Source organism: Clostridium sp. OM02-18AC, assembly GCF_003481825.1.
Taxonomy (GTDB): domain Bacteria; phylum Bacillota; class Clostridia; order Lachnospirales; family Lachnospiraceae; genus Brotaphodocola.
Genome location: NZ_QULW01000002.1, coordinates 236,038 through 242,546, shown reverse-complemented (window position 1 = coordinate 242,546; position 6,509 = coordinate 236,038). Strand labels below are relative to the sequence as shown.

The following is a 6,509-nucleotide window of genomic DNA, read 5'->3' as shown; positions in this document are numbered from 1 at the left end:
ATGATTTTTTAGTTTAAAAGAGCGTGTGAAAAATGATTTCTCATTTTTTCACACGCCCTCGGTCGATAAAACTGATTTGTTCATTTTCGGAGAGGAAAAGGTTCAGACTCAGCTGTTGATAAGCTCCGTCATCACGACTTCCTCCGCCTGTGCTTTCAGGCTGTTCATGTGCTGCACCCACGCCATCTGCTGCGTTTCCTTGTCCGGTGCGGGGCTGTCCTTCAGGTACTGCTCCATCAGAAACTCCACTCTGGCTTTCGCTGTTTCCTCGATCTCCCACAGGTGCGGGAACAGGCTCTCCGTCAGAATCATGTCGTTCAGGAGCATCGGATTGTTCTGTTCCAAAAATGCTCGACGCATCCTGCCGTACTTGCCCAGAGGTTTCTCTCCCTCGTTCTCCAACTGAAGGTTCGGAATCTGATAATCTCCGGCCTGTCTGTAAGTCATCTCGCTCATAATCTGTACTCCTTTCGGTAGCTTTAATCTGCTCATGTTCTCCAATCGCTTTTTCGATTTCCTGAAACATCCTTGTGCTGATGGCATTCACCGCAGTACCAAGGGCATTTACCGTCTGTCTGGTGTTAAAATCAAACACCTTCTGGAAATCCTCATGCTCGAAGTAGTTGTCGGGACTTTCCACGAACCGGCAATACATCGTATAGGATACGCTGTTTGCCACCGCATTTTTGAAAGCTACTTCGATGTTGAGTTCATCATACTCCTCAAGGAAGCTGTTGGCAACGATGTCGAGGAACTGCTTTTTGTAATCGTCCCAATACTCAGCCGCCAGTGCGGATGCAATATCTTCAAGCTGTGCTTCCAGTACCCCGTCAGCGGCAACACCGAAGGTACGCTCCATCGCTTCCATGACATAGGAGCGGTTTTCAGGCGTCACCTCCCACGGTTTCAGTTCCGGGGAAGAACGGCGAACGCCGGTATCCGCCACATCAAACACATAGCGCAGATACGGTTTATCCCTGTTCATCACAAACAGAGCAATGCCGGTAGAGCCACGCTTTACATATCTGCGGTAATTTTCAGCGTTCCAGTCCTCATAGGGCTTGCAAAAGGTCGCATTGGGGCGCTGAGCATAAATCATCACCTGTTCCGGATAGGTGAACTCATAGTTGCGGGACATCGTTCTCAAAAACGAAGTCCAGTTATCTGTGTTCGAGGTGATTTTCCCAATCGTTTCTTTTGCTAATCCGGAATAAAATCGCTCTTTTGCGTTCATTGTATCCCTCCAATCCTATCAATCCGGATAAAGGTTCAGCTTCTCAAAGGCGGCATCGTCCATGGCTGAAACTTTACGGAGAACCGAGTCTGCCAAAGCAAAAAGCTCTGACTCGTCCTCCGAAAGCTGTTCCTTCATCAGTGTCAGTGCTTCACACAGCCCTGACCTTGTGCCAGGGCTGTAAAGCATCATCATGTTCCGCTCATCCTGTGTGAAATCCATCATTCAATCTCCCTTTCCGGGTGGCTCTTGGGCGGCTTATGGGAAACATCCGGCACGGGCTTTTCCTTTAACTGCTCCAACACCGAAGGACGTTCCTCTAATCCGGACGCTTTTCCGTTATTGATGATACCGTCAATCATCCCATAATCATCTTCCATTGCCATCTCTGCGTTTTTCAGGTAGTTTTCGGACTTCATAAAGTTTTCCAGCTTCTGAAACCCAACAGAATCTACATAGTGAAAGGATACCTCACCGACTACCTTTAAGGCTACGATGTCGCTGACCGACATACTGTGACCACGGAAATCATCCGGGTGGTCAATATTGAACTTTACATACAAATCTTCCAGCTGCCGATTCACATCCTCGGACATAGAAATGGAGCCATGATAGACCACCTCGTAACGGTCAATCTCAGGCTCCATTTCTTTCTTCTGAAGGTAGCTGTAATTTGCAAACATGAGCGGGATATTATCGTCTACATCTTCCCGCAGCTGAAGAATCGCATAGGAATCCGTGGGGCTTTCCAGAAAAGCAACCATTCTGTCATCCGGGGTGGTATTTCCGTGAACATCATCCCATTTTTCGTTTTTCATATCCGTGTCCTCCTTATCGTTCAGGCTCTTTGCGTTTGGGAGAGGGACTGGCAGGCGCAGCTTTTTCTGCGGCCTGTGCCAGTTTTTCCATGACCGACTCACGCTTCGGAGAGTCGAGCTTATCCAGCTGACTTTTCAGCACTTTGGCAACCTCAACCGCAGTTTCCTCACGGGCTTCTTCAATGGCTGTATTCAGGAACTCACGATACGGAGCCGTATTACCAGCGGCAAGATCTGCCTTGATTTCTTGGATATGCGCCTGCACATCATCGACCTGATCCATATATTCATAGGGGTCGAAGTTCTCTGCAAAACGGTCGAGCTTAAAAGCAAGCTCAGCGATAGGGTCATTGACCACCACCGCCTGTCTGCCGACTTCAAAAGCCTGCTCCATGACATCCTCATAGAACATTGCCCGCAGTTCCCGGCGCTCCAGCCCGAAGGATTCCAGAATATCCCGGCGGACTTCGAGCATGGACAGTTCAGGGTTATCAACCTGACCGCCATCAATCTCGTTGTAGTTTTCATCCAACAGGGTGTAGTCGTAACCATCTTCGCAGGTCTGCACCGCAAGGATTCTATCCTTTCCGACCTTCCATGCGGCTTCATCGCCCATAATCTCAGGCTCCGGCATATAGCTTGCGCCGTTGCGCTCCATAATTTCTGCAAACTGGCAGATATGAAACACATTGTATCCGATCTGCGTATGATACTCGTCAATGAAGGTGCAGGGCTTCACAACCATTTCATCCGGGTAGTGAATCTGCACACAGCTGCCATCGGGGATATGAAACAAATCCTTATAATGGCTGTCGATAAATCGGATTTCCTTACCATCCGGGTTGTACTCATTTGTCATTTGCGCTTTCCTCCATTTTCAAATTCCATACTGAACTTCGTTTTGCCATCATCTGATACCTCCATAAAGACGGTGGCATCAAAGGTGTTGCCCGTTCTTTCGGACTTGCAATTCTTGAGCTTTACCTTGCCGGAACCAAGCAATTTCTGCGCCGTGGCAGAAGTCATGCTCTTGCCGATGCTCGCAAAGTAGCGATTGTTTTTCCAGAGGGCAAATTTGCAAGCTCTGTTGGAACAGAAAAATGCCTTGGCTTTGTCCTCTACAGCACTGCCGCAGAGCGGGCATTTGCCGATAGAATTGGCTTCTTTCGACATCATAACCTCGGAATCACGGATTACTTCATAGTTCTGAATCAGACCGGCAATCACATCTTTGATCTCGTCCATAAAGTCCTCGCTGGCATATTCGCCTTTCTCAATGAGCAACAATTTTTCTTCCCAATCCGCCGTCATGGATGGGGACTGAATCTGTTCCGGCATGACTGTTACCAGAGCCGTACCCTTGTGGGTCGGAATCAGGTGTTTGGTTTTCTTATCACCCTTACGCTCCAGAAAACCGATGCGAACCAGCTTCTCAATGATACCGGCACGGGTCGCAGGCGTTCCCAAACCTTTGCGCTCCACCTCATCAGGCATTTCGTCCGCACCGGCAGTTTCCATAGCAGAAAGCAGAGTATCCTCGGTAAAGTGTTTAGGGGGAGATGTTTTCCCTTCCTTGATTTCCGTGCCGCTGACGGTCATTTCGTCACCAACGGAAACAGAAGGGAGTGTCTGCACGTTTTCGTCGGATTTTGTCGAATCATTTTTCTGAACCAGAGCTTTCCATCCATCCTGCACAACAGTTTTGCCTTTGGTGGAAAACACGGTACCGCCACAGTCCAGCTCAATAACTGTCTCTGCGTATCGGTGCGGATCGCCAACAGCTACGCACAACCGATTCGAGATCAGTTGCAAAATTGCAAGTTCACCCTTGGGAAGTTCGCTCAGATTGCATTTCTGCAATTCTCTGGTCGGAATGATGGCATGGTGATCTGTGACCTTTTTGTTATTCACAACCTGCTCTGCATGAACTGGTATGTTATCCACATCCTCCACGGGGAATGTGTGGAAAGCCAGCTTTACGAGGTCGGTCAGGCTATGTGCCATATCTTCCGTCAGAAACCTGCTGTCGGTACGGGGATAAGTGACCAGTTTCTTTTCATAGAGGTTCTGCGTGTAGTCCAAGGTCTGCTGTGCCGTGTAGCCAAGCACACGGTTGGCTTCTCTCTGTAAACTGGTCAGGTCATAGAGCGCAGGCGGCTTTTCTGTTTTCTCCTTACATTCAGCTTTCTGAACGATTGCCACCGAACAGCTTTGTTTGACAGCTTCGGCTGCTGCCTTGGTTTTGAAGCGTTCGCTTGCAGCCGTAAAACCATCCAATCCAATCTGAACTGTGTAGAACAGTTCAGGCTTGAATGCGGAAATGGCAGCTTCTCGCATAACAGCCATAGCAAGGGTAGGGGTCATAACACGACCAACATTCAGGGTCTGCCCGTAAAGGGTCGAAAAAAGTCGAGTAGCGTTAATACCAACAATCCAGTCGGCTCGTTCTCGACACAGTGCTGCTTCATACAAAGCATCATATTCCGTTCCAGACCTGAGATTTTCAAAGCCCTCCTTGATTGCTACATCTTCCATCGAGGAAATCCAAAGCCGCTCAAACGGCTTTCTGCACCCGGCTTTGTGGTACACCAACCGAAAGATCAGCTCGCCCTCACGACCGGCATCTGTTGCACACACAAGACTCGCAACATCTTCTCTGGCCATGAGCTTTTTCAGAATCCCAAACTGTTTTTTCGTACCGGCAGAAACCTCATACTGCCAGTCCATCGGGAAGATAGGAAGGTCTGCATAAGCCCATTTGCTGTACTTCGCATCATAGACTTCCGGCTGTGCCAGCTCCACCAAATGCCCTACACACCAGCTGACCACATATCCGTTTCCCTCTAAGTAGCCATCCTCACGCTTGGCAGCACCTAACACTTTGGCAATACTCTGTGCAACCGAAGGCTTTTCAGCCAAAACTAATTTCATTTGCATCTGCTCCTTTCACAAAAAAATAAGCAGCCACACACCGTAGTGCATGACTGCTATGTAAAAAGTTCGGAAAGGATTTTTGCAACCTGATACAATTTTCTGTTCTACAATCTCCGTCATAATAAAAATATCTCCATCATTTCAAAAGAGAATGACGGAGATATTTCACCTTGCTTATTCTTGTAGCAACCAATCGGCTATATCGTGAATTTCGATTCCTTCATAGCTATATTGGGGATGTTTGGTTCTGGCAATAATCATTTTCGGATAAGCGTCTCGAATCTGAAGCAGAGGAGAGCATTCTCTCTCAAATGTTTCCTGCCCGGAAATGTTGTCGCTGACCTGAATATAAATCTTTTCGCTACCTCTCTGAGCAACAAAGTCGATTTCCTTTTGATAGAGCTTGCCGACATAGACATCATATCCACGGCGAAGAAGCTCGATACAAACAACGTTTTCATATACTCTGCCATAGTCTATATTTCTGCTTCCCAGTATTGCATATCGAATACCGCTGTCACACAAATAGAACTTTTCAGAGCTTTCAAGGTATTTCTTACCTCGGATGTCATATCTCTTAATATCATAAAATACAAAAGCATTGCACAAATACTTAATGTACTTGCCGACGGTTACATGATTGGTTGGAGTCTCATTTGCTGTCAGTAGCTGACTGACCTTATTCGGAGAAGTCAGGTTGCTGATATTATCCATAAGGAACTCGCTCAGACGTTGTAAAACCAAAGTGTCCGGGAGAGTATATTTCTGTACCAAATCCCTTGTAACAATCGTTTCGTAGACCTCTTTGATATAGTTTGTTCTGTCTTTTTCGGTTCTATAAGCATAGGAACCTGCTAAACCGCCCTTGATAGCGTACTCATCAAAGAGCTTATCTTTGTCACTAATATCATCATAATACTGGCAATATTCCTGGAAGCTGAAAGGAAACACATGAATTTCAATATAGCGTCCGGTAAACAGAGTTGCCAGATCTGCACTCAACAGGAAAGCATTAGAGCCTGTTACATAGATGTCGTATTTTCCCTTAGAGTACAGGCTATTGATTGCCAACTCAAACTTGGGACACATCTGAACCTCGTCTACAAACAGGTAGTTCGTTTTTCCTTCCTGATAATGTTCTTCCACATAGGCGTGTAAGGCATGGTATTCCTTGATTTCTTCATACGCCAAATCCATGAAGTCGATGAAGATAATATTGATGTTTTCAAAATTGCTTTTCAGATACGCAATATACGCCTGCATCAATTTGGACTTACCAGATCGACGAATGCCCGTGATGATCTTGATGTCAGGAGTACCATTCAGTTCAATGATTCTATCGAGATATTTTGCTCTCGTGATTGTTTTCATATAGTCACCCGCTTTCAAAAATTGAAGTTTTTTCATTTCTCGAAACCGCTTCGCTGTACTTATTATACTGTCTGCTAATAGTATATGCAAGATGTCACTTTCAAAAACGCAAATTTTTTTATTTTTTGAAAGCGGAAACTATGTAAAGGCAA

General features: G+C 46.5%; 7 protein-coding genes. 1 reads left to right on the top strand and 6 read right to left on the bottom strand.

From position 1 onward, the window contains the following. Positions 1-108 precede the first annotated feature (108 nt). Complete coding sequence (locus DXB18_RS02895) at positions 109-447, bottom strand: TnpV protein (protein ID WP_118199520.1); 339 nt, start codon at positions 445-447, stop codon at positions 109-111. A gap of 163 nt (positions 448-610) precedes the next feature. On the opposite strand from DXB18_RS02895, the gene DXB18_RS02890 reads away from it, so the two are divergent. Beyond that, the gene (locus DXB18_RS02890; RefSeq protein ID WP_021386789.1) at positions 611-1,204 is read left to right on the top strand and encodes a hypothetical protein; all 594 of its coding nucleotides are present in this window, start codon (positions 611-613) and stop codon (positions 1,202-1,204) included. Between the two features lie 48 nt (positions 1,205-1,252). Here DXB18_RS02890 and DXB18_RS02885 read toward each other — a convergent pair whose 3' ends face one another. The 5 genes from DXB18_RS02885 to DXB18_RS02865 all read right to left on the bottom strand — a co-directional run bounded on the left by DXB18_RS02885 (position 1,253) and on the right by DXB18_RS02865 (position 6,393). After that, the gene (locus DXB18_RS02885) at positions 1,253-1,459 is read right to left on the bottom strand and encodes a transposon-transfer assisting family protein (protein WP_002578948.1); all 207 of its coding nucleotides are present in this window, start codon (positions 1,457-1,459) and stop codon (positions 1,253-1,255) included. Beyond that, positions 1,456-2,052, bottom strand: a complete 597-nt coding sequence (locus DXB18_RS02880; RefSeq protein ID WP_002304389.1) for a YodL domain-containing protein — start codon at positions 2,050-2,052, stop codon at positions 1,456-1,458. Before DXB18_RS02880 ends, DXB18_RS02885 begins: the two co-directional genes overlap by 4 nt. A gap of 13 nt (positions 2,053-2,065) precedes the next feature. Continuing rightward, entirely contained in the window at positions 2,066-2,911 is an 846-nt protein-coding gene (locus tag DXB18_RS02875) for an LPD16 domain-containing protein (protein WP_002304387.1), read from the bottom strand. Next, positions 2,908-4,983, bottom strand: a complete 2,076-nt coding sequence (locus DXB18_RS02870) for a DNA topoisomerase 3 (protein ID WP_002578949.1) — start codon at positions 4,981-4,983, stop codon at positions 2,908-2,910. Before DXB18_RS02870 ends, DXB18_RS02875 begins: the two co-directional genes overlap by 4 nt. 177 nt (positions 4,984-5,160) lie before the next feature. Then, a complete protein-coding gene (locus DXB18_RS02865; RefSeq protein ID WP_002304383.1) occupies positions 5,161-6,393 on the bottom strand; it encodes an ATP-binding protein in 1,233 nt (410 codons plus the stop codon). Positions 6,394-6,509 lie beyond the last annotated feature (116 nt).